At 33.7% G+C, this 24,441-nt stretch carries 21 protein-coding genes and 1 pseudogene; 19 read left to right on the top strand and 3 right to left on the bottom strand.

The window, feature by feature from the left end:
* Positions 1 to 123: 123 nt before the first annotated feature.
* The 10 genes from MHH45_RS06935 to MHH45_RS06890 all read left to right on the top strand — a co-directional run bounded on the left by MHH45_RS06935 (position 124) and on the right by MHH45_RS06890 (position 10,812).
* On the top strand, positions 124 to 1,071 hold the full coding sequence (locus tag MHH45_RS06935) for a sugar-binding transcriptional regulator (protein ID WP_088094426.1): 948 nt from the start codon (positions 124 to 126) through the stop codon (positions 1,069 to 1,071).
* A gap of 468 nt (positions 1,072 to 1,539) precedes the next feature.
* The gene (gene deoC / locus MHH45_RS06930; RefSeq protein ID WP_088094425.1) at positions 1,540 to 2,211 is read left to right on the top strand and encodes a deoxyribose-phosphate aldolase; all 672 of its coding nucleotides are present in this window, start codon (positions 1,540 to 1,542) and stop codon (positions 2,209 to 2,211) included.
* Positions 2,212 to 2,322: 111 nt separating this feature from the next.
* Complete coding sequence (locus MHH45_RS06925) at positions 2,323 to 3,504, top strand: NupC/NupG family nucleoside CNT transporter (RefSeq protein WP_016114438.1); 1,182 nt, start codon at positions 2,323 to 2,325, stop codon at positions 3,502 to 3,504.
* A 48-nt stretch (positions 3,505 to 3,552) separates the two neighbouring features.
* A complete protein-coding gene (locus MHH45_RS06920) occupies positions 3,553 to 4,854 on the top strand; it encodes a pyrimidine-nucleoside phosphorylase (protein WP_016114439.1) in 1,302 nt (433 codons plus the stop codon).
* A gap of 39 nt (positions 4,855 to 4,893) precedes the next feature.
* On the top strand, positions 4,894 to 5,289 hold the full coding sequence (locus tag MHH45_RS06915; protein ID WP_016114440.1) for a cytidine deaminase: 396 nt from the start codon (positions 4,894 to 4,896) through the stop codon (positions 5,287 to 5,289).
* 324 nt (positions 5,290 to 5,613) lie between these two features.
* Positions 5,614 to 7,965, top strand: a complete 2,352-nt coding sequence (locus MHH45_RS06910; RefSeq protein WP_088094424.1) for a xanthine dehydrogenase family protein molybdopterin-binding subunit — start codon at positions 5,614 to 5,616, stop codon at positions 7,963 to 7,965.
* A complete protein-coding gene (locus tag MHH45_RS06905) occupies positions 7,952 to 8,791 on the top strand; it encodes an FAD binding domain-containing protein (protein ID WP_088094423.1) in 840 nt (279 codons plus the stop codon). Before MHH45_RS06910 ends, MHH45_RS06905 begins: the two co-directional genes overlap by 14 nt.
* The gene (locus MHH45_RS06900) at positions 8,791 to 9,258 is read left to right on the top strand and encodes a (2Fe-2S)-binding protein (protein ID WP_088094422.1); all 468 of its coding nucleotides are present in this window, start codon (positions 8,791 to 8,793) and stop codon (positions 9,256 to 9,258) included. Before MHH45_RS06905 ends, MHH45_RS06900 begins: the two co-directional genes overlap by 1 nt.
* Positions 9,258 to 10,208 carry an XdhC family protein gene (locus MHH45_RS06895; RefSeq protein WP_088094421.1) on the top strand — a complete coding sequence of 317 codons (951 nt, stop codon included), beginning with the start codon at positions 9,258 to 9,260 and terminating at the stop codon, positions 10,206 to 10,208. The genes MHH45_RS06900 and MHH45_RS06895 overlap by 1 nt, the downstream gene beginning before the upstream one ends.
* Position 10,209: 1 nt before the next feature.
* On the top strand, positions 10,210 to 10,812 hold the full coding sequence (locus MHH45_RS06890) for a nucleotidyltransferase family protein (protein WP_088094420.1): 603 nt from the start codon (positions 10,210 to 10,212) through the stop codon (positions 10,810 to 10,812).
* A 141-nt stretch (positions 10,813 to 10,953) separates the two neighbouring features.
* Here MHH45_RS06890 and MHH45_RS06885 read toward each other — a convergent pair whose 3' ends face one another.
* Complete coding sequence (locus MHH45_RS06885) at positions 10,954 to 11,184, bottom strand: DUF896 domain-containing protein (RefSeq protein WP_088094419.1); 231 nt, start codon at positions 11,182 to 11,184, stop codon at positions 10,954 to 10,956.
* Positions 11,185 to 11,686: 502 nt separating this feature from the next.
* Between MHH45_RS06885 and MHH45_RS06880 the strand changes: the two genes are divergently transcribed.
* On the top strand, positions 11,687 to 12,583 hold the full coding sequence (locus tag MHH45_RS06880) for a LysR family transcriptional regulator (protein WP_088094418.1): 897 nt from the start codon (positions 11,687 to 11,689) through the stop codon (positions 12,581 to 12,583).
* Positions 12,584 to 12,642: 59 nt separating this feature from the next.
* On the top strand, positions 12,643 to 13,491 hold the full coding sequence (locus tag MHH45_RS06875) for a YitT family protein (protein ID WP_088094417.1): 849 nt from the start codon (positions 12,643 to 12,645) through the stop codon (positions 13,489 to 13,491).
* Between the two features lie 174 nt (positions 13,492 to 13,665).
* On the opposite strand, the gene MHH45_RS06870 is transcribed toward MHH45_RS06875, so the two are convergent.
* Positions 13,666 to 14,898 carry an ATP-grasp domain-containing protein gene (locus MHH45_RS06870; protein ID WP_016114449.1) on the bottom strand — a complete coding sequence of 411 codons (1,233 nt, stop codon included), beginning with the start codon at positions 14,896 to 14,898 and terminating at the stop codon, positions 13,666 to 13,668.
* Positions 14,899 to 15,096: 198 nt separating this feature from the next.
* Between MHH45_RS06870 and MHH45_RS06865 the strand changes: the two genes are divergently transcribed.
* The 5 genes and pseudogenes from MHH45_RS06865 (at position 15,097) to MHH45_RS06845 (ending at position 19,110) form a co-directional block, all read left to right on the top strand.
* Entirely contained in the window at positions 15,097 to 16,137 is a 1,041-nt protein-coding gene (locus tag MHH45_RS06865) for a YheC/YheD family endospore coat-associated protein (protein WP_016132732.1), read from the top strand.
* A 281-nt stretch (positions 16,138 to 16,418) separates the two neighbouring features.
* Positions 16,419 to 16,601 (top strand): hypothetical protein, encoded by a 183-nt coding sequence (locus MHH45_RS06860; protein WP_088094416.1) that lies wholly within the window; start codon positions 16,419 to 16,421, stop codon positions 16,599 to 16,601.
* Between the two features lie 77 nt (positions 16,602 to 16,678).
* Positions 16,679 to 17,656, top strand: coding sequence for an HD domain-containing protein (locus tag MHH45_RS06855; protein WP_088094415.1), 978 nt, complete (start codon positions 16,679 to 16,681; stop codon positions 17,654 to 17,656).
* Between the two features lie 592 nt (positions 17,657 to 18,248).
* Positions 18,249 to 18,395 (top strand): annotated as a pseudogene (locus tag MHH45_RS06850) (DNA topoisomerase); the annotation flags it as partial.
* Between the two features lie 229 nt (positions 18,396 to 18,624).
* On the top strand, positions 18,625 to 19,110 hold the full coding sequence (locus tag MHH45_RS06845) for a hypothetical protein (protein ID WP_088094414.1): 486 nt from the start codon (positions 18,625 to 18,627) through the stop codon (positions 19,108 to 19,110).
* Here MHH45_RS06845 and MHH45_RS06840 read toward each other — a convergent pair.
* Positions 19,094 to 20,223 (bottom strand): IS3 family transposase gene (locus tag MHH45_RS06840; RefSeq protein WP_088093830.1). Its coding sequence is split into 2 segments (ribosomal slippage): positions 19,094 to 19,968 and positions 19,968 to 20,223, totalling 1,131 coding nucleotides; the frame shifts between segments, so codons are not numbered across the junction. The two genes, MHH45_RS06845 and MHH45_RS06840, sit on opposite strands and share 17 nt — an antisense overlap.
* 79 nt (positions 20,224 to 20,302) lie before the next feature.
* Here MHH45_RS06840 and MHH45_RS06835 point away from each other — a divergent pair.
* Complete coding sequence (locus MHH45_RS06835) at positions 20,303 to 21,721, top strand: hypothetical protein (protein WP_088094595.1); 1,419 nt, start codon at positions 20,303 to 20,305, stop codon at positions 21,719 to 21,721.
* Between the two features lie 14 nt (positions 21,722 to 21,735).
* Positions 21,736 to 24,441, top strand: a complete 2,706-nt coding sequence (locus MHH45_RS06830; RefSeq protein ID WP_088094594.1) for a site-specific integrase — start codon at positions 21,736 to 21,738, stop codon at positions 24,439 to 24,441.

Raw genomic sequence — 24,441 nt, 5'->3', positions numbered from 1 at the left:
TGCAGTTACTCTGAAAATGTTGGCTATCAATTTAGATGGTCGAATTTTCTGGAATAAAGCGGTATAATGCTTGTAAGTATGATGTATTTGAGTATAGAAAATGTAAGGAAGGATATATTTAGTATGGATAAAGAAAAACAACAACTAAGCGTTGAAGTTGCAAGATTATACTACCAATCTGATTATAGCCAACAAGAAATTGCTAATAAATTGAATATCTCCAGACCAACCATTTCAAGACTGTTAAAATATGCGAAAGAAAAAGGGTTTGTTCAAATTCATATAGCGGATCCATTTGCTGATTTAGATAATGTAGGTAACCTACTTAAAGAAAAATATAATTTATTAGAAGCGCACGTCCTATTTTCCCCTGTACCAGAGTACACGGCGATTACGGAGTATATTAGTAAGTATGCTGCTGAATATATGGAGAAGACTGTTACAAATGGTGATATCGTTGGTGTGAGCTGGGGAACCACTATGTATGAAATCGCGAGAAAAATTGTGCCTCAACATGTAAAAGGGGTAGAGGTTGTTCAATTAAAAGGGGGTATTAGTCACTCAAGTGTTAATACGTATGCGAATGAAACAATTGCTTTATTTGCAGATGCCTTTCAAACGACACCTCGAAATTTGCCACTCCCAGTTATCTTTGATAATGCAGTGACAAAGGAATTAGTAGAACAGGATAGACATATTCATCACATTATTGAAATGGGAAAACAAGCGAACATTGCAATTTTTACTGTGGGAACTGTACGAGATGAAGCGTTATTATTTCGATTAGGTTATTTGGATAAGAACGAAATGGACATATTGAAAAATCAAGCTGTTGGTGACATTTGTTCACGCTTCTTTGATGGAGACGGTAATATTTGTAGTGAGGAAATTAATAAGCGTACAATTGGAATTGATTTAGAAGAATTAAGGTTAAAGAAACGTTCTGTTCTGGTTGCTGGAGGTTCTCGAAAAGTGAAGGCAATTGATGGTGCGTTAAGCGGTGGGTATGCAAATGTGTTGATTATAGATCAGCATACCGCGAAAGAACTGTTAAATTATAAAAAAGGTTAAAAAAGAAGGTTTCTCAAAAGTATAAATTTGAGAAACCTTCTTTTCGTATGTGGCTGTGCAACATGTGCGTTTTTCAATGAAAATTTCATGATGAAATAATGGTTTGGATAAGAAATTTGTGAAATAGATTTTTTTATCCCGTATTAACGGGCAGTAAAACTCCCACCTTAAAATTGGGAAAAAGCAAAGAAGTTGGGTGGGAGATAAGCTGCCCGTAAAAGCTCGATTGGTGAGGGCTAATAATCAGTGGGATGAAAAAAACCCCCACTAATTAAAGTTTCACTTTATGAATGAATAAATTTTGTGTTTTATGAGGGAGCTGTTAATATGGCGGCGCCCTTTTTGTGTCAATTTTAAAAACTTATTTCAATATCTCAAAAAATGTTGAACAAAATTTCAAAAGTTCGTTTACATTTGTTCAAAGTGGAGTTAGAATGAAGTTGTTAAAAGATATGAGGAGTGAAGAAAATGAACATTGCAAAATTAATTGATCATACAGTTTTAAAACCGAATACAACAAAAGAAGATGTTATGAAAGTTTTAGAAGAAGCAAAGAAATATAATTTCGCTTCTGTTTGTATTAATCCTACATGGGTAAAATTAGCCGCTGAAGAATTAGCAGGCCATGATGTGGATGTTTGTACAGTTATTGGATTCCCTTTAGGTGCAAATACAACTGAAACAAAAGTATTTGAAACGAAAGATGTAATTGCAAAAGGTGCAACTGAAGTAGACATGGTAATCAATGTTGGTGCTTTAAAAGATGGCGATAATGAATTTGTTGAAAACGATATTCGTGAAGTTGTAGAAGCTGCAAAAGGAAAAGCACTTGTAAAAGTTATTATTGAAACTTGCTTATTAACAGATGAAGAAAAAGTTCGTGCTTGTGAATTATCTGTAAAAGCTGGAGCTGATTTTGTAAAAACTTCAACTGGATTCTCAACTGGTGGAGCAACTGCTGAAGATATCGCATTAATGCGTAAAACAGTTGGAGAAAACGTTGGTGTGAAAGCATCTGGTGGTGTTCGTACACGTGAAGATGCAGAAAAAATGATTGAAGCTGGAGCTTCTAGAATCGGTGCAAGTGCAAGTGTTGCAATCGTATTAGATGACAAAAATGGTGTTTCAGATAATTACTAATCAATAAAAGCTAGAAGCAATAGGTACACGAGTGTTAAAAAGGCATGGTGTATCTATTGCTTTAATAATTGAAAAATATGTAAGCGGATACGGAAAAGGAAGGGAAGTTTTATGAAATACTTAGTAGGTATCATAGGTCTCGTAATTATTTTAGGTATCGCATGGCTTGCTAGTAATAATAGAAGAAAAGTGAAATATCGTCCTATTATAACGATGATTGTACTTCAGTTTATTTTAGGTTTCTTACTATTAAATACAAGCATCGGGAATGTACTAATTGCTGGAATTGCAGATGGTTTTGGACAATTGTTAAAGTATGCTGGCGATGGTGTTAATTTCGTATTTGGTGGTTTGGTAAACCAAAAAGAATTTTCATTCTTTTTAGGGGTATTAATGCCAATTGTTTTTATATCAGCTTTAATTGGTATCCTGCAACATATTAAGGTATTGCCATTTATTGTGAAATACATTGGTTTAGCTTTAAGTAAAATAAATGGGATGGGGAAACTTGAATCGTATAACGCTGTGGCTTCAGCGATTTTAGGACAATCAGAAGTGTTTATTTCTGTTAAGAAGCAGCTAGGTCTACTATCAGAAAGAAGATTATACACATTATGTGCGTCTGCAATGTCTACGGTTTCTATGTCTATAGTTGGATCATATATGGTGTTATTAAAACCGCAATATGTTGTAACCGCTTTAGTGCTTAACTTGTTTGGTGGTTTTATTATCGCTTCGATTATTAATCCTTATGAGGTTACTGAAGAAGAAGATATGTTAGAAGTACAAGAGGAAGAGAAAAAGAGCTTTTTTGAAGTGTTAGGGGAATATATAATAGATGGTTTTAAAGTTGCTATTACAGTAGCGGCTATGTTAATTGGGTTTGTTGCATTAATTGCTTTCATTAATGCAATTTTTAAAGGAGTAATTGGTATCTCATTCCAAGAAATCCTTGGCTATGTATTTGCGCCATTTGCTTTTATTATAGGTGTCCCTTGGCATGAAGCTGTTAACGCAGGTAACATCATGGCAACGAAACTTGTATCAAATGAATTTGTAGCTATGACAAATTTAGCACAAGGGAATTTTAATTTTTCAGGCAGAACAACAGCAATCATATCAGTGTTCCTTGTTTCATTCGCAAACTTCTCTTCAATCGGAATTATCGCCGGTGCTGTTAAAAGTTTGAATGAAAAACAAGGGAATGTAGTAGCAAGATTTGGTTTGAAATTACTCTTTGGTGCAACTTTAGTAAGCTTTTTATCAGCAACAATAGTTGGTTTAATATATTAAGAATTTAAGAGCTAGACGAATAAAAAATAAAAAGGATTGGTGATTCAGATGAGAATGGTAGATATTATTGCGAAAAAACGTGATGGTAAAGAATTAACAACAGAGGAGATTCAATTCTTTATCAAAGGGTATACAGATGGATCAATACCTGATTACCAAGTAAGTGCACTGGCAATGGCTATCTTTTTCAAAGACATGTCTGACCGTGAACGTGCCGATTTAACGATGGCTATGGTGCATTCTGGAGAAACAATTGATTTATCTGAGATTGAAGGAGTTAAAGTAGATAAACATTCAACTGGCGGTGTTGGTGATACAACAACATTAGTGTTAGGACCATTAGTAGCTGCTTTAGATGTACCAGTTGCAAAAATGTCTGGTCGTGGTTTAGGTCATACAGGTGGTACGATTGATAAATTAGAAGCGGTAGAAGGCTTCCATGTTGAAATTACGAAAGAGCAGTTCATTGAATTAGTGAATCGTGATAAGGTTGCGGTTATTGGACAAACAGGAAATTTAACACCTGCTGATAAAAAAATATATGCACTACGTGATGTTACGGGAACAGTAAATTCAATTCCGTTAATCGCAAGTTCGATTATGAGTAAAAAAATTGCAGCTGGTGCTGATGCAATTGTTCTTGATGTTAAGACAGGTGCTGGTGCATTCATGAAAACAGAAGAGGATGCGAAAGAATTAGCACACGCAATGGTACGAATCGGAAATAATGTTGGACGTCAAACGATGGCTGTTATTTCAGACATGTCACAACCTCTTGGTTTTGCAATTGGTAATGCTCTTGAAGTACAAGAAGCGATTGATACATTAAAAGGGGAAGGTCCAGAAGATTTAACGGAATTAGTACTTGTATTAGGTAGTCAAATGGTTGTACTTGGGAAAAAAGCGAATACGTTAGAAGAAGCACGTGAAATGCTAAAAGAAGTTATGAAAAATGGAAAAGCAATTGAGAAGTTTAAGGAGTTCTTGAGTAATCAAGGTGGAGATAGCTCAATTGTAGATCATCCAGAAAAGTTACCACAAGCTAAATATGTAATTGATGTACCTGCTAAAACTTCAGGTGTAGTCTCTAACATTGTGGCAGATGAAATAGGTATTGCTGCCATGCTTCTAGGGGCAGGTCGTGCAACAAAAGAAGATGAAATTGATTTAGCAGTTGGTTTAATGCTACGTAAAAAAGTTGGTGAAGCTGTAAAAGAAGGGGAACCACTTGTTACGATTTACGCGAATCGTGAAAACGTGGAAGATGTAAAAGCTAAAATTTATGAAAACATTTCTGTATCAGAAAAAGCTGAAACTCCTAACTTAATTCATACAATTATAACTGATTAATGATTCGTAGAATGGAATTTACTTTGAGGAGGAAATAATATGGATAAAAAAAGATATATTGAAGAAGCGACAAAAATGTTAGAAAAAGCTTATATTCCGTATTCTAAATTCCCAGTTGGCGCAGCGCTAGTTACGAAAGAAGGTAAAATCTATACAGGTTGTAATATAGAGAATGCTTCTTACGGTTTATGTAATTGTGCTGAGAGAACAGCTATATTTAAAGCAGTATCAGAAGGGGAACGTGATTTTAGTTATTTAGTAATTACAGGTAAAACAGATGGGCCTATTTCACCATGCGGAGCTTGTAGACAAGTCATTGCTGAGTTTTGTAAGCCTAAAATGCCAGTTTTATTAACAAATCAAAAAGGCGATGAAAAAGAAGTAACGGTTGAACAATTGTTGCCAGGTGCTTTTTCGATAGAGGATTTAATCTAATTTCAAATGAATATACGAAAGAAGCTGTCCTAAAAATATGTTGGGAGAGCTTCTTTTTTTGTGAAGAATATATTTTTATTAACCATTGGAATTCTGTTCATGAAAGACATTTTTCTATTTGAATGAGAATTTGCTGGGGTGATCGAACGTTTTGCAGGATTACTCTTTCTGTCTGCTTCTTATCTAGTTCAACCTCGTAAACTGTCCACAAGGTTAGGGGAAGTTCGCCTTAATGTATTGTACATCTATAAAGAGTTTCGTACTAAACGAGGGGGGCCACGAATAGGTTGGTAGAAGAGTAGAAGGAAGGGAGGGAGGTCTAAAATGAAACCGTATCACATCATTGGAAAAAGTATTAAACGAAAAGAAGGTGCGGACAAAGTAACGGGAAGAGCAAAATATGTAGATGACGAGATTGAGATAGGTACTTTATACGCAAAACTCTTAACGAGTGTGTATGCGCATGCTGTTATTGAAAGTATTGATATAAGGAGAGCTGAGGAAATCCCTGGTGTTCATGCTGTGATAACAGGAGCAGATTATCCTATTCTTGTCGGTTCTAGTATTGTAGATCGTCCCCCGTTAGCCTATGAAAAAGTTCGGTATTTTGGTGAGCCTATTGCACTTATCGTAGCGGATAGCGAAGCGATTGCTAAACATGCATCAGCGCAAATACGTGTTACATATAAGAAACTCCCTGTGGTTCATGCCCCGCTACAAGCCTATTTAGAAAGAGATATACTCGTACATGAAAACGTAGAGCAATATGAATTAGAAGAAGAAGTATACCCAGAAGCACATACAAACATTGCAAATAGAACAAAAATTCGTAAGGGAGATATTCGAGAAAGGTTTGCAAATAGTGAAGTTGTTGTAGAGGAAACGTTTTCTTTTCGGCAATCTGATCATACTGCAATAGAGACGCGATGTGCGAAAGCAGAAATTAAGCCAAATGGAGAGGTTATTATTCATTCTACTTCGCAAGCCCCTTTTGAAATTAAAAGATTGCTTAGTAAGGCGTTTCAAATTGCTGAAGAAAAAATAATTGTACATGTGCCTTTAGTTGGAGGGGCGTATGGTGGAAAAACAACGGTACAACTTGAGTATTTAGTATATCTTGCTTCTAAAGCAGTGGGGGGGAGGCGTGTTACCCTTCGGAATAGTAGAGAAGAAGATTTTGTAACATCGCCTGTTCATATTGGTTTACAAGCAAAAGTAAAGCTTGGATGTACAAAGAATGGGAAATTGCAAGCTGCCGAGATTTTATATTTATTTGATGGCGGTGCATATGCTGATCGGGCAGTGACCATGAGTAAAGCGGCCGGATTAGACTGTACAGGTCCATACTCAATTCAGCATGTATCGTGTGATTCGCTTTGTATGTACACGAATCATCCATATGCGACATCGTTTCGTGGATTTAGTCATGCCGAGTATACATTTGTAATTGAAAGAATGATAGATATATTGGCAAATAAAGTAAATATATGTCCGCTTGAGTTTCGTATGAAAAATAGAATTGAGCGAGGAGATACAACACCAACACAAGTATTAGTCACAAAAAGTAATACTGGGGATATTCGGGCGTGTTTACAAAAGTTAAAATCGCTTATTAGTTGGGAAGAAGGGAATCGTATTGTTTTACCAAATGGGAGGATACGGGCAAAAGGAATTAGTTGCTTTTGGAAAAATTCGACTACACCAAATAATGCTGGAGCGGGTGCGACTATAACCTTTAATGGTGATGGGAGTGTAAATGTCAATTGTGGTGCAGTGGAAATTGGACAAGGAACGAAAACAACTTTAACACAAATGGTTGCAGAAAAAATGAATATGAATGTTAAAGATGTATCTATTATGATGGAAGTCAATACACAAATAGCGCCAAAACATTGGAAAACAGCTGCCAGTCGGACGACACACCTTGTTGGAAATGCAGTTGTAAAAGCGACGGAAGATGTAATGAAGCAGTTACTAGATACGGCGGCTAATGTATTTGGAATATCAGCAGGTGAATTAACAATTGCAAACAAGACTGTATATGTAAAAACAAATCCAGATATTTACGTACCATTTTCAAAAATTGTTTTTGGATATGTTGATTCGAGTGGGAATGTAGCAGGGGCGCAAATAATCGGAAGAGGTACATATATCTTTGAAGGAATAACAAAGATTGACTATGAAACAGGAAAAGGACAACAAGGACCAGAGTGGGGAGTGGGAGCACAGGCAATAGAGGTTGAATTTGATCCACAATTATATACGTATAAATTAATTAAAGCAGTAACGGTTGTAGATGCAGGAAGGATTTTAAATAGAAAGGGAGCAGAAACACAAATTATAGGGGCTATGAGTATGGGATTAAGTTTTGCGACGAGAGAAACATTTCACTATGACTTGTATGGGAGAGTTCTTAATAATCAGTTTCGTTCTTATAAAGTGATGCATTATGGGCAACATCCAAAATATATCGCTGAATTTGTGGAAGTACCGCATGATCAAGCTGCATTTGGATCAAGAGGGCTTGGTGAGCATGGAATTATCGGTATGCCCGCTGCTTTAGCGAATGCGTTATCTATTGCAGCTAGTATTTCACTTCGTCAATTACCTATTAATCCTGAATTGATTTGGAAAGTAAAACAAGCGGAGGAGAATGGTGTATATGATACCATTTGACTTTGAATATTATCGTCCGAATTGTATCGAAGAAGCAATCCGATTATTTCATCAGCTGGATAAAGAGGGAAAAAGGCCCATTTATTATGGGGGAGGCACTGAAATTATTACAATGGGGCGTCTGCAGCAAATGATTACGAATGCGGTCATTGATTTGAAAGATATTCCCGAATGTAACATTTGTGAATGGAATGACCAAAAGCTTATTCTTGGAGCTACATTAACATTAACAAAAGTTCAAGAGGAAAAAGTATTCCCTCTTCTTGGAGAGACTGCCGGAAGAGCTGCAGATCACACAGCAAGAAATAAAATTACGCTTGGTGGTAATATTGCAGGGGAAATTATTTATAGAGAAGCAGTGCTCCCTTTTTTACTAGCTGATAGCACATTTGTTATTGCAGGAAAAGAAGGTATAAAGTATATCAAGTCACAGCAAGCGTTTATTGAGAAGTTACAATTGCAAAAAGGTGAGTTTCTTATACAAATTATCACCAATCAAAAATATATAGAATCTCCTTATTACAGTGTGAAAAAAAGGCAATTAGAGAAAATCGATTACCCACTTGTAACGGTTGCTGCACTCAAAAGTGATGATACCATTCGAATCGCATTTAGTGGATTGTGCGCATTTCCATTTCGGTCGCGCGCGGTAGAATCGGTGTTAAACGATGGAAGTATACCAGTCAAGAAGAGAATTGAGCACGCCCTTTTTCATATTCCTGCACTTATATTGGATGATATACGAGGTTCGCGTGAGTATCGTAAGTTTGTTTTGAAACATGTGCTTTATGATGTATTAATAAAGTTTGAAGAGGTGAGGGGATAATGGGAAAGGGGCAATTAAGTCTTCATGTGAACGGCGAGGACAGAGAGGTCGTTGTTAGAATGGCGGATACGCTATTATATACATTGCGACATCGACTTGGTCTAACAGGAGCCAAGCCAGGATGTGAAAATGGTGATTGCGGTGCTTGTACCGTTCTTGTTGAAGGGATACCTATTAAGTCTTGTATTATATTAGCAGTAGAAGCAATTGGTAAGCAGATTATAACAGTGGAAGGTTTACAAGAAACTCCTATTCAGAAAGTTTTTGAAGACAAATGGGCTTTTCAGTGTGGGTATTGTACGCCTGGGTTTATTATAAATTGTCATGCGCTTGTTACACAAAAAATGGATGTGGATGATTCAGTTATTGAAGAATGGTTAAGTTCTAATATTTGTCGGTGCACAAGTTATCAAGAGATTGAAGAAGCTGTGAAATCTATCTTGCAAAAGCAACGGGAGAATCAATAATGACTTCTGTTCATACTGTACTAGAAGCACTACTATCGTGTGAACAACGGTGTGCCTTAGCAACTATTATCCATGTGGAAGGTTCTGCATATTGTAAAGAAGGAACTATCATGCTTTTTTGTGAAGATGGAACAAAAGTCGGAATGTTAAGTGCAGGTTGTTTAGAAGAAGAGGTTTCTATTTATGCAGCCGAAGTAATGGAGAATCAAACATGGTCTATTCATCAATTTAATACGAGGGCAGAAGATGATTTATCTTGGGGAATGGGATGTAATGGTATCATTCATATATTAGTTGAGTATATAGATGAGGAGTACCAAGTTTTTTTGCAAACACTATATGAATATCTCAAGAAGGGTATTTCAGTTCGGATGATAAAAAATATTTCTTTAATACAAACATTATTTATTAGTGAGAATGGTGATACGTTTGGGAATGAAGAAGCTTTGTTTCCAACTCTTTCCTTACATGGTTTACACGGTAAATGGTTTTATCAACACTTTACACCAAGGCCAAGACTTTTTATTTTTGGAGCGGGAGAGGATGCAACACCGCTTGTTCGGTTTGCAAAAGAAGTAAACTTTTTTGTAACAGTTTGTGATTGGCGTGAATCGTTATGTAATTCTTCACATTTTCCGAGTGCAGATGTTTGTATGAATGGTTTTCCAAAAGAGATTGTACCACAACTTCTATTAAGAGAAGAAGATTTTGTTGTGATTATGACTCATCACTTTCAACGCGATCGGCAGTTGGTTGAACTTTTATTGGAACAATGTGTTCGCTATATCGGTATTTTAGGTCCACGTCACCGCACTGCTCGTCTGTTAGAAGGAAAGGCGATACCTAAAAATGTTCATTCTCCGGTAGGGCTTGCAATTGGGGGAAAAGGGCCAACTGAAATAGCGATTAGTATAATAGCTGAAATCATCCAAGAATTAAGGGGGAAGTAAAATAAAGATTGCAGGGATATATTTAGCTGCTGGAAACAGTCGGAGGATGGGACCCGGAATACACAAGCTGCACCTTCCATTACAAGGGGAGCCACTTGGGAATTTAGCGTTACAAGCAGCAATTTCTTCAAGGCTCTCACATATTATTGTTGTTACGAATGAGCCTGCTTGGATGTTAAAAAGAATGCACCGTGAAAATGTGCACATTCTTTCTTGTCCAAATGCTTGTAGAGGACAGTCGTACTCTCTTCAATGCGGCATTGAGAAGGCGAAACGAATGAATGTAGATGGAGTGATGGTCCTTCTGGCTGATCAACCATTTGTGACAGCTGAATTTATTAATAAGATAATAGATGGCTATGAGCAAAATAAAAACATTCATTTTGTAGCAGCGAGTTATAGGGGAATAAGGCAACCTCCTGTTTTATTTACAAAGAAAGTATTTCCACTTTTTCAAGCATTGAAAGGAGATGTAGGAGCACGCGCGATTTTTATGAAGCCTACGATAAATGGAATTTCATTGTTGTCTCAAAATGACAAAATATTTTTCGATATCGATACATGGGAAAAGTATCAACAGGTGAAACAAGAATATGCGGATTGATATGATATTTAAATTACAATGTAGTAGGTATAGAACAATGTCTATACTATAAAAAGAGCCAGAATTTCTCGATTTAGAAATTGGGCTCTTTTTATGTTGATACTATTTTGTGAAATTGGTCGTTTGAATCGATTTTGGATCTCATTTTTTAAGGTTCATACGACTTTGTACATGCTGTAAAGCAAGTGGAGTAACATTTTCTCCATTAGGATCTATAATTGTTGTATTTAATAAAATGGAATCTAAACTCCCGCGAAATTCTTTCATATAGCTTTGTCTTAACATTTGTTGCTCCTGTTTTTCAGTTTCTTTGAGTCCGGAAGTTTTTTCTTTTTTCGCTAATTCATTAATACGAAATAATATATTTTTCATTTTGCTCACTCCTTTTAATAACTATAAATTATCAACTTACTAATTTATAGTTATTTTAATGTTTCTTTTTGATTATGTCAATAGTTGTAAATGAAAAAGCCATCCTTTTCGCCAAGAAGGGTGGTTAACTATAGTACATTAGATTCACCCATCATTTTTATAAATGATTTCTATTAAAATAATTCATTTTATTTATTTGTGTTCTAAATATATAATAGCGATTAGGTGAGTGCAAAGGAACAGCTACTTAATGAGTAGTTAGGATAGAGAATAAATGATTTTTTAGAGAATCACTTAATTTGAAAATATATGAGATTGTTGCTAAAACCAACTAATTTCATGAGAATGATTATTTTTGATATCTCGTTAAACAATGGACTGCATTTTCGCGTAAGAAGAAAACTATGTAACTTACATATTCATTTTCTCATTATTATGGAGATAGGGTTATAACAAGAAAAACATCAAGAAATTATATGATCGTGCAACAGGAGGAGTAAGTATGGAGCTGCGCCATTTGAAAACTTTTATTATTGTAGCGGAAAGCGGTGGCTTTACACGGGCTGGAGAACAACTTGGGTATACGCAATCGACAATTACTAATCATATTCGATCATTAGAAGAAGAGATTGGAAATCCATTATTTGATCGTCTTGGAAAAAAGGTAATTTTAACTGATGTAGGGGAGCATATGCTTTCTTATGCGCATAAAATATTGGAATTATCAAATGAAGCATTGGAATCATCTCAAATGAACGGGAAATTTTCAGGGACAATACGCATTGGAGCGAATGAGTCTTTAATGATTTATCGATTACCTGCTGTTTTATATGAATTTAAAAGGAAGTATCCGCAAGTACATATCATTTTACAACCATCAGAGAGTCAAGAATTACACAATGAGCTAAAATCAGGAAAATTTGATTTTGCTTTATTTACACATCCGGAACAACTGGGTACAGACATTGTTACTCATTCTCTTGTTCAAGAGAAGATTGTGCTTATTGCTCCGCCCAAACATCCACTAACAAAAAAGGTGAACATTAGTCCTGCTGATTTAGAAGGAGAAATGTTGTTGCTTACAGAGCCAGGGAGTTACCGAGATTTGTTAGAAAGACGGATTAAAGAAGATGGTATTAATTGTTCTCATATTCATTTTTGGAGTATTGAAGCGATTAAGCAAACCGTTATGTGTGGGCTAGGGATATCTTATTTACCGTTTATAACGGTAAAGGAAGAAATCGAGCAAGGCAAGCTAAGCGTACTACCATGGACGTATAGCGAAGATTTCGTTACAACTGAATTGGCATATCATAAGAGTAAATGGTTAACTCCTACAATGAAGAAATTAATTGAAATGATAGAGAGACATGGAGAAAAATGGAAAGGATTTACTTGATTCTCTGATCTGAAAGTAGGCTGGAAAAATATACATTGGGGTAGATAGGGGGAGAAGTAATGAATGAAAGAGTAATGAATGAGAGAGTAAAAGAAGTAGCACTTGTCGTAATTGGATCATTATTGTTTGCGATTGGAATTAACTTTTTTGCTATTCCAAATCGATTATCTGAAGGTGGCATTATTGGACTTACAGTTATTACATATTATTTGTTTGAATGGTCACCAGGTACTGTAAACCTTTTAATAAATGCAGTATTACTTGCAATTGGGTATAAGTTTTTTGATAAAAAGACAATGGTGTATACAATACTTGGTATTGTCTCTTCATCTTTCTTTTTATATATCACAGAAGGTATTGCGACTCCGGTAAATCATGATACATTGTTAGCAGCTCTATTTGCGGGTGTTTTCGTTGGCGTTGGTTTAGGATTTATGTTCCGTGCAGGTGGTACATCAGGCGGATCTGCGATTATAGCACAATTAGCAAACCAATATTTAGGTTGGAGTGTTGGAAAAGGTGTACTAATTATTGATATCGTCGTTATTGCAGGTTCAGTATTTATTATTGGACAGGAAAAAGCGATGTATACGCTTGTAGCGGTATTTATCGGTGCAAAGGTTATTGATTTTATTGTAGAAGGATTGAATACAAAGACCGCTGTAACAATTATTTCAAACTATCCAGACATGATTAGAGAGTCTATTATGAAGAATATGATACGTGGTGTAACAGTACTAGAGGGGAAAGGTGGTTACACAGGAAATAACAAAGAAGTATTATATGTTGTCATCAATAAACAAGAGCTCATTCAATTAAAGAAAGTCGTGAGCCAAAAAGATGAAAATGCATTCGTTGTCATTCACGATGTACGTGATGTATTAGGTGGCGGCTTTAAAGCGAGTTAAAAAAGTTGGTCTTCAAATTTTGAGGACCAGCTTTTTTGTTTAAGTAAGTAAAAAATAATCATTAGTTTATAGTTTTAAGAAACAACGTCATAACAAATACGATAAAAAAAGCGAAACACTTTAATATATAAGGGTTTCGCTTGTATTTTGAGTATCGTTTGAATGCAGCATAATCTATGCTGTTGTATTCATTGGTTCAATGTCAAAAGAAATTTCTTTAGCTGCTTCTAAAGCTATTCTTTTAGCTTCTTGTTTAGAAAATGATGCTGCTAAAATGTAGCCGCATCGATCTCCCATTGATTTAGGTGGTTTTAGGATAGTTCCCTTTTTAGGTTTTATATATATTTCTTCCACACCTGGATATTTAGAACTGCGTTTTTTTCCTGTAACTCGAATTAATCTCCCTCTAGAATCGACTGTTAAGTAGTGCGTATACACATATTTATAATGTTTTTTATTCAGCGAAGGTTTATTTCCTAACATTAACTGAATCGTTTCCTGTACTAAGTTGATTCCATGTCCAACTTCAATCATACGATTCATAGCTCCGCCTGATATTCTCGGATTTATCTCAATTAACTTCCAAATACCATGTACTCTACGGAGCTCTAGGTGACAAGCACCATTTTTCATATCAAAAGCTTGTATAATAGAATGAGTAGCGTTGAGAAGACTATAATATAGTCTCGGGTCTAAGCGTCCTAACAAAGAATAACCAGTGACGATAAAACGTTCACCAAATGTAATTTCTTGTTCAATTACTGCAATAATATGAAGCTTTTTATTGTGAACTAAAACTTCAACTAAGTACTGCGGTCCATCTACATATTCCTCAAGTAGAATTTCTTCATTAGGCCGTTTGTTTAAAAGGGTTTGCATAGATGAAATTAACTGATTTCTATCCTTTGCTAATAATACATCTTTTGACCCTGCTGATTCAGGAGATTTAACGACAAGAGGAAAAGTCATCTTTTTAGTTTTAAGAAAAGATGATAAGGATTCTGTTGGTTTGTAAATTAAATAATTGAGCGAGATCGGTAAATTCTGAAGCACTTTACGGGTCAATATTTTATTTTCCATATGATAAATTGATTCAGTAGATACCATACTTTTACAGAACTTCTCGGACAAACATGCAGCGACATAAACAAAAGAATCCATAAAACTAAAAATTCCTTTTATATTTTTTCCTGTTTTTTCTAGATTTTGGATTATTGTACTTAAATTATCATAATCGTTTATATCAGTAAAAATCATCTGATGTACATCTGGAAATTCACTTCGTTCTTCAAGAAATCTTTTTTTTTCTGTTAACAAAATCGTAAAGAAATTAAGTTTCTCTGCTACTTTAATTGCTTCCCTACTCGATCCAGATTTATTTGTTTCAATAAAAACAATAGTATTCATAATCTTACCCCACCCTATCTTTAATCGCTTTTATAAAAATAAGCTCTGTTATCTATATAAATAGAATATAAAAATGGGACAAAGATTGTTCTTGATTTTTTGAAAATTGGTTAAATACGGAAAAAATATGAATATATATAAGTTGAATTTGATCTGTATGTTGAAAAAGAACTTTAGAAAGAGGGGGAGGGAACCAATATGACTATAATTGGTATGCTTCATCATCGAGAAGATCCAAGAAACGTAAGGAAAGCATATGCTTGTGCCGCTGTAGCAAAAGCTGAAGGTGTCAACTTCTTTTACTTTACCCCAGGGAAAGTAAATATAGAAAATCAAACGATTTTAGGGAAAATCTATGAAAACGGCGAGTGGATTGAAAAAGAATTTCCTTTTCCCGATGTCATTTATAATGCAAGCGCTCCTGTTAGTGATAAAACTGAGAAAATCTTTGATTATCTATACGATAGGATTCCGTTCACAAGTCATTCGATTGGAGATAAATTAAGTGTATATAACAGAATTAAAAAAGCAAAAGAGTTTGAACAATATCTTATTCCTTTTTATAAATTAACTGATGCTAGGAAGTTTTTTGACGTGATTAAGCGCTATAAAAAAGTTATTATCAAACCAATGTCTGGACATCAAGGCGGAGGCATCGTTTTTATTGAAAAACAAGGGCAAGAGCATTACAAAATGAATGAGGCAGGGCAAGTCTCATCCATTAATGAAAAACAATTAATAGACTTTATATCTCATAAAATACAAAAACAAGCTTACCTAGTTCAACAATTTATTTCATGTCAAATGAAATCTGGTCATGTTTATGATTTCCGGCTGCATGTCCAAAGAAACGGAGAAGGAAAATGGGTCATTACTTCAATTTTTCCAAGGATAGGTCCATTGGGAAGCATTGTATCAAATATGGGTAGTGGTGGTTATAGCACGTATCTAGAAATTTTTTTGAAAACAGAGTTTGATGACAACTGGTACAATATTCAAAGGTATTTAGAGCGGTTTGCGGTAAGCTTTGTTAACCATTTTGATTCTTTATATGACAGTGTATCATTTGATGAATTAGGAATTGATGTTGGAATTGATGCGGACCAAAAATTGTGGCTGTTTGAAGTGAATTGGAGACCAGGTGCACCTAGTATATTTAATCTCGAATTAGATGTAGTTAGAAACACGATTCACTATGCTAGATATTTGGCCAATAAATACAAACAAAATAGAGGATAAAAACAAGGGAAACGATAGGGTGATGCTTTTTAAAAAATCAATATTAGTGAAGAGATGATTGAGAATGTACTACATGGCAATCTATACAATGGGATTGCAACATATCCCAATCGTTTATTTGCTACTGGCTTTTTTGATAATATGGTATTGAACAGTATTGGAGTCCCTATTCAAAACAATGATTAACGATATACACTATTTATTCGTCAGGATATTCAGCATCAAGTTGGAGAATTGTGTATTTTCTATGCTGTCTTATTAGGATTAATTATAGTATTTGCATGTCTGAGTGGAAATGGCGAGAAAAAGAATTTGCAGTCGAAATGAATATACGGGTATACGCACTAACAATTGCTTCATTTGTTGCAGGTTTGGCAGAATTAATAATCGGTGGAGTTAGTTATTTAGTTAACAATAGACTATCAGAAGAGATGTATAGTAATTGGAAGGCTCAATTAAAGTGATAATGCTTCTCTTGATAGAAGGGGAATTTATCTATATACTAGAGCCGAGTTTTATTTGAATTAAGGGGGCTTGTTGAGTGATTATATCGGATATAATATATGGAGAATTTGAAGTTGATAAAGTATTAGAAGAATTAATTTTAAGTAAGCCTGTTCAGAGATTAAAAGGTGTTCACCAAGCTGGAGCGAGTTACTTGATTAATGAGAAATGGAATGTAACTCGCTTTGATCATTCAGTTGGTGTAATGCTTTTAATAAAAAAACTCGGTGGTTCAGTAGAAGAACAAATTGCAGGTTTGTTACATGATATATCGCATACTGCATTTTCTCATGTAATTGATTTTGTCTTTGATAATAAGGATGAGGATTATCATGAAAAAATATACAGTACTGTAATCAAAAACTCAGAAATTCCAGGAATTCTTGCGAAATATGATTACAATTATGAAGATATTTTATTTGATGATTCAAAGTGGACATTGCTTGAGCAGTCAGCACCTGACCTATGTGCTGATAGAGTAGATTATACATTACGAGATATGTATGAATATGGATATATTTCTTTAAAAGAGGTTCAAGATTTCTTAAGTGATTTAATAGTTGTTGAGGGGAAAATGATTCTTCAAAACATTGAAATAGCTGAATGGTTTGTTAAAACTTATTATCAAGAAGTTATAGATTTTTTCATGAATCCTTTAAATATTTATGGAAATGATATTTTAGCTAGGGCTCTAAAGTTATCTTTAGATAAAAAAATTATTCATCCTGATGATTTTCTTGCCGAAGATCATGAAGTGATTTATAAAATGAAATTATCTAAAGATAAAGAAGTACATGCTTTATTAAGGAAACTTCATCCAAATGTAGAAGTAAAAGAGGATAGAAATGATTACGATTTATATCGTAAAAAGAAAGTTCGTCTTATTGACCCTTCACTTTTTATTAGAAAAGGCTTAGTTAAAGCGTCTATTTTATCAGAAGAAGTAAGAAATATGAGTAATATAGCTTATGAAAAATCTATAAGAGGAATGTATGTAAAGGTAATTTCTAATTAATTTATAAGGCTCGTCTTTACTTTCTGTTTTTTGTCAATAGCTGTATAAAAATTCGGTTTATTGTTAAAAGGTTATGAACTTCAAGCGCTATGGTAACTATTAATTGTCTTTATTATTATAAGATCAATGCAATTTTGGATCATTTTTTATTTTTGTGTTTTTAAGGAAAAATATATATAAAATTTGAGGGCATGCAAAAAAAATCCTAGTGCAGACTTGAAATAGAGTTAATATGTTTAGAACAAAGCCCCGGTGTTTGTAAAAAAAGTTGCATGGTTTCATCCCTTTAGGTTCGAATATCTAAAGGGATGTTTTTATATCTAAGGGAAAAGGAACGGGTTCTCCGCAAAAGATGGTTTATTTGCATGGTTTTTCTTTGGATCTCCCGCACCCTATATGAATTCCATATCTTTATTAAATCTATGGTTTATATAGTCTCCTATTGTGAAGGTGTGAAGGTTAAGCGTATAATATTATAGGTCTAAAAAATATAAGACAAATTGTGAATGATAAAAATGATAGATATTTTTCATCACTTATAAAACAGAGATAAAATGAAAGTAGCACTGGAATTTAGATAGGGAGTTATAAAATGAAACTAATCATAGCCGAGAAACCAGATCAAGGTTTGGCCCTTGTTTCTCAATTTAAATATCGCCGAAAAGACGGCTATTTAGAAGTAGAAGCAAATGAGTTATTTCCAAATGGAGCTTACTGTACATGGGCAATTGGTCATTTGATTAATACACTATTTTAAAAATAAAAATAAAAATAAAAATTAGACACTTATTATTAAGTTGGGACCTATCAAAATAGATAAAATGATAGGTCTTTATTGTTTGAAAATTAAATTTATTTTGATTATTGTTTTTTTATATGTTATGAATAGAAATGTGAATGAATTCTACGCTAACTTAATTTGGTGGAAGTTGAATATTAATATTGGAGGATAAGAGAAGAGGTATGAAATGAAAGAGATTAATTACTTAAGAAAGAGTGCTAGGAAGATTAATGGTATGTATTATGTAGAAAGCGGCCATGGGATAAATAAAACATTTCAAGAAGATGAAAATGGGGTATGGATTATTTTTCATCCTAATCATTATATAGTTAAACCCGCACTAGATTATTTGAGGTCTAGATTCAAGGATAGGATAAGTAAGACACAATTAAAAAAAGAGACAGATGCTATATGTCATTATTACAATTATTGTAGATTATGCGGTATAGATATAGAAAAGGAGTTAACTAATACAGCACTTAATGGATTTATAAAATATTTAAGTGTAATTCCCAAAAGGATATTTAAGCGGATACGTATTCATCCTTCAGAGATTGAATTTCTACCTATTCATCCTTATATTACTGATGATGAGAAAATAATAAAAAAAATTTACAATGAGTGGTACAATGAATGGTTGGTGTGTCAACACGAAACTAGACAATTTTTTTAAGGTGCTCCTGCCTGTACTGAACAGGGCTCAAATAGCCTAATGTGCCATGGATTCTAACATTGTTAAACCAGTTTACGTAGTCGTTCAATTCTAAAATCAATTCTTCTAAACTTGTGAAATGACGATCGCGAACGAACTCTGTTTTAAAGATTTTGTAGGTTGCTTCCGCTACCGCATTATCATATGGACAGCCTTTCGCACTTAATGAACGCTGGATTTTGAAGGTCTCTAACGTGTCATGGATCAGCTTGTTTTTGAACTCATTTCCTCGATCTGTATGAAATAAGGTAATCCGATTTAAGTTTGTTTTCACCGTTGCGAAAGCTTGTGAAACAAGCTCGGCATCTTTCTTTTGGCCTGCGCTATGGCCTATGATTTCTCGATTAAAGAGATCGACTAATAAACATACGTAATTCCACTTTTTGTTCACACGGACGTATGTTAAATCACTTACGACTACAGCCAGCTCTTCTTGTTGGTTGAACTGACGATTGAGTTCGTTTGAAATGTTTTCTTCGTTACAGCTAACTCTCTTCGGCTTAAATTGTGCAATCGTATAGTTCGATACTAAACCTTGGTTCTGCATGATTCGCCCAATACGGCGACGTGAAATCACATATCCTACCTTTTTTAGTTCTACTTTTATCTTTCGTGTTCCATAGTTCTGACGGCTCTCTCGGAAGATTTCTTTCACGAGTGGTGACAATTCATCTACTGTATCTTGTGCTTGTTTGGCTTCATAATAATACGTTGCTCTTGATAATTGTAGGACATTGCACATTGCTGATATTGAGTATTTATGTAGGTTATTCTTCACTACTTTTACTTTCGTCCTAGTATCAGCGCTGCTTGCTTTAAAATATCATTTTCCATAAGAAGTTGTTTGTTTTGTTTTCTCAACGCTTCCAACTCTAGTTGTTCAGCGGTCTTATTATCTTTCTCTTTAAACGAGCCAGACGTATGATTTTGATTGATCCATCGATCCAATGATGATGGTGTTAATCCATATTCCTTAATGATGTCTTTCCTTGGTTTACCATTCTGATACAGTTGAACCATTTGGTGCTTAAATTCCGCTGTAAAGGTTCTTCTTTCTCTTTTATTGTTCGTCATAGTAGATTCTCCTCAAATATATTAGTTGTAGTCTACTTGACCTTAATTTTTTTGTCTAGTTCAGTGTAGCCTATCCAGGTTGTATTCAGAAGAAAAGAGAAATGTAAGTGCCTTATACAACCCACGTATTACAAAATTTAAAGAAGACAAACAATTATGGAGTTTTAACATTAAATATATTGAAGCAACTGTAAAGCATGTACTAGAATATTTAAATTGGCTAAGTGTTGCACAGGAATGGCGGCATAGATATAAAATAATTAACCCTGAGGTCACACGAAGATCAATTGAGTATAATCCTCGAAGTAGAAAAGAATATGTAACTTGGGATGTTAATCATAGAATAAAAAAGATAGCCGATGTAGAAGATTCTATGATAAATCAGAGAAGAAAGAGAGTTTTTTATGAAACAGAGTTAAAAAGATTTTTTGAATCCTATATGTTACAAAGTCATTCACAAAGAAAATTATTTTTTATTTTCTTATTGTTATCTGGTGCTCGTGTATCAGAATGTCTTAATTTACTAATTAAAAATGTAAAAGTTTCAATTCCCCGAAAAAATAAGTGTCAACCACTCTCAGAAGAAACTATAGTTCATTGGGAAGATATGTTTGATGAACCGCAGAATGATGAAGACGTTGATATACTCCTTAATAAATATCTTAATTTCACACTACGTTTTGCTAAAAGACCACTTTATGAATCTGCTAGGAGAAAGAATAAGACGAAGACACCAAGGATTACAGTATTAAAGGATTATTTTTCTCTTCCGGATTTATTAAATCTTAAGTGTAAGAGCATCTTTATTACACAGGAAGATATAGAGAAAACATTTGAAAAAGAGCTAATTTTAGAAAGTAGAGAAAAAGCCCCAGCAGAATTTATAAAAGATATAATGGTTTATCACTATGAACAAAAGCGTAAGGGAATCTCAATATTTGATCCAGAGTATTCGTCAATCTATAGCTATAGAATTCAAAAAATTAGAAATTTAATTAATCAATCTTGGCTAGGAAATTTAATAAGACAATATTTAATAGAGAGACAATTACTATTTGAAAAACACATTAATAATCAAATAAATAAAGATTATCTTTTTATAAATTTTAAAAATAATAAATGTAATCCTATTGAACCACAAACTATAGAAATTCATTGGTTTGATAAGATTTGTAGTACTGTTGAGCCTAAAATAGTAAGGGATTTATATATACCTAATCGCGTTTTACAACATGCCAAAAAGAAAGGATTGAGTGTACATTCCTTTCGGCATACCTATATTTCAGCTCGGATAACAGTAGAAACAAAAAGTTGTATATATAATGATGCCTTAATGAAAAGAGAAATTGGACATGTTCCTACATCCACTGTAGCAGCAACAACGTATTTTTTCTCAAATGGTGAAGTAATTAAGGAAGCTCAAACTAAGCTTTTTAATTATATGCGAGAGAATATTAATAAAGTAATTTTTTATGAAGAAAAGAAGAAGGATGAATAGGGAGGGGGGGAAATATGTTATTAAAAGACATTAAAGATATGTTGATAAAAGATAATAAGAGAATATCGGATATAGCTACGAAAATGGGAGTCAGTGAAAGTAATTTTTATAGAATATTGAAAATCCATACACCTATGAGATATCAAGGACAAGATGGCTGGGTAGTTGATGGTGAAATAGATGATGATGCCAATATAGCTGTGCTGTATTGGTTAGGAGAAAAAATATTGAAGCCAAATACAAGTATACAGTGGGAAGCTTCGAATGATTTGATTTCTAGAGATGAGGTTATTGAAATACTAAATCAGATAGAAAAATATAAGGCCGCCGATTATATAAAATTAACTGAGACTCATAAATACCGTATAGCTGTATATATAACAGAATGTTTAAATCATGTTTTAGATTCATTATTAGTAACACAGGAAATGGTGGAATTTAGTATAAAAGGGAAGGCGAGTTTTAAACCGCATATGACAATGTGCATTAATACTGTCGGATTTTGTATAGCCTTAAAACATAATATCAAAATTCAAATGGATACTTCTATTGGTGCTTTTAAAAAGTTTTATTATAATTCTATAACTGAAAATATTAATAAAACGAAAAGTTTAAAAACATTAGACAGCTTAAATATCAATTGCTATGTAAAAGTTATATTATCTTACACTAAAAATACAGACTCAATTGAAAAGGAGCTAATACCTTTAATTAATGAGAAAAAGAGATTTACGTTATTAAAACGTACGAATAATTTATATTATTTTGTCATCGTTCTCCTTCTAAATGCTGAAGGTGAAATTAGAAATGATTGGGAGAAAATAAAGTTTAAAGATCTTGATATAAGGAATCTGTTGTATATTAAATATTCTGAGTTGTCAAAAAACAATGATATAGTAGCTTTGAATTATATATATTATCAAAAGTTGGGTATTGAAGGGGGATTACAATTAATTAATTCTTATGATCAAGAAGTTTTGCTATTAGAGGATGAAATAGTATATGTATTTAAATCGTATAGAAACTATTTGATTATGAACCGAAGAGGAATAAATGCATACCAAAAAGCTCAAGAACTATTGAAACATAAGCCTAAAGATATTAAAAAAATTGAATACTTAACAGTTGAAAATTTAAAAAGATGGATCGATTGTTATCTAGAATATGCAGCTGCTAATGGGCTGAAAAAACAAACAGCATGGAGAAGAGTAAACTATTTTTGTACGATTTTGCAAGAGTTAAAAATAACATTTGAAACGGGAGCTTTTTTACGATTGATTGTAAATTTCCCTTTTCAAAATTATGAAATAAGATCAGAGAACAAGACTTATCGTTGGAATAATAATCTAAATGGATCAGTGAATATTGCCAATCAAACATTGAATCTGATGGAATATAGTATCAAAAAACAAGAAAATATGAATGAAGAAATAAGAAAGGGTACATTGAAACATGATATAGCTGAAGTGGATCAATTAGTAAGAGCTATTTATAACTATAATATTCAAGAAGAACCAGGAACTATCAAGTATTTTAATGAATTACAAATGACAACAATGCTAAGAGTTATTGCAGATAGCGGTGTTCGGGTTAGTGAGGTTATCAATGCCCCATATGGTGCACTATCATACTTAAAAGAAGAGGATGTTCACATTTGCGTGCTAGGCTGGTCAAAGTTATTTGAAAGGTTTGGTGTCGTACCCATTGGAAAAGAAACGGCTAAAATGATGGAGAAATGTATGAAAATACGAAGAGAATATCAAGACAGTCTAATAGCACTGCCGATTTTAGATAGGACAAAAGGGAAGGTAAAGTCACAAGCTGAGTATGTTTTACAGTTTGTACATATACATCCAAGGCATAAAAAAGTAACGTATATTAGCGAACAAACCCTAACAAGACATCTAGATAAAATTTGTAAACAAGCTAATATATCTCGACAACCTGGAGAGAGATTTCATGCTTTACGACATAGAAGTGCAGAGTATTTTTTCTTTTGTATGAGTTATTATGATTTTGAATATAGAGACGACTATGAATATAAAGAGATGGTAGTTAAGAGATTGCTGAGGCATAGAAGTAATTTAATGACAAAGGAATATAATTGGTCTGCACTATTAGATTTATTAACAGAAGGTAAATTGATTTTTATGAAAAGTTTACCTGATGTTATGCAATATTCGAATGTAGATGCGAAAATGCATACACATTCGATAAAAGAGAAAATAAAAAAAGATTTGGAAGTGGACTTAACTAATCCAAATATTGATAAAGTGATTAAATTACTTACTTTACCTTATGGCATTATAGGTGATGATGTCTTAGAGAAATTATCCAGTAATAAATCATTTAAAAGTATCTTAGATTATTTACCACATGTAGATGGAAATAGAGGACTTGTTCCAGAGGGAGCAGCATATTTTGGTATGTGTATTAACTTTAGTTGCCCTAAATTGAAAGAAAATATTACGTGTGTAAGTTGTACGGATCATATTTTACAAGACAAAGATGTTCCTATGATGATTGATGAAATTCTCAGATGTAATGAAACAATTCAAGAAATTTATAAGCTATATTCTGGGGATATTCGAGCAATAGACCACTTAAAATCTTTACGCAGTAGAATTACTTCTTTATCAGAACGATTAACAAAAGAACTTAATTACACGCCAACTCGAATATTGGAAATGCTTGCAAAGAAAAGAAAACGGGAGGTGTAA

The organism is Bacillus sp. FSL K6-0042, from assembly GCF_038006685.1.
Lineage (GTDB): Bacteria > Bacillota > Bacilli > Bacillales > Bacillaceae_G > Bacillus_A > Bacillus_A pseudomycoides.
The sequence above is the reverse complement of the archived record's forward strand: the minus strand, read 5'-3'. Positions and strand labels throughout refer to the sequence as shown.